Source organism: Cedecea sp. VD22 (assembly GCF_037150195.1).
GTDB lineage: Bacteria > Pseudomonadota > Gammaproteobacteria > Enterobacterales > Enterobacteriaceae > Cedecea.
In genome coordinates this window covers 1-255 of the sequence record NZ_JBBCPX010000088.1, presented here as the reverse complement: position 1 = coordinate 255, position 255 = coordinate 1, and the positions used below count along the sequence as shown (strand labels likewise).

1 pseudogene is annotated in these 255 nt (G+C 51.8%); it reads right to left on the bottom strand.

The features are described from left to right. Positions 1-255 (bottom strand): annotated as a pseudogene (locus tag WFK85_RS23755) (phage tail protein); the annotation flags it as partial.

Here is a 255-nt window from a genome sequence, read left to right as displayed (position 1 = left end):
CGACTGCTCACCCATGATTAACCAAGTGTGTGCCACGGCATCTGCAAAGGAGCGCGAAGCTCGCAACGTGTAGTCAACTGACTGCGTGTTCAGGTTGTAGGAAATGGTATGCCGGGTTACCAAAGCATTATATTTACGCTCACGGCTTCCGAGCGCGTTTTCAGTGGCTCTAACGCGTACTCGAACCAGAGTGTCGGTCGGGTGCACGACATTGGCCCTGATATTTACCGCATGAATCTCCTCTACTTTGAGTAC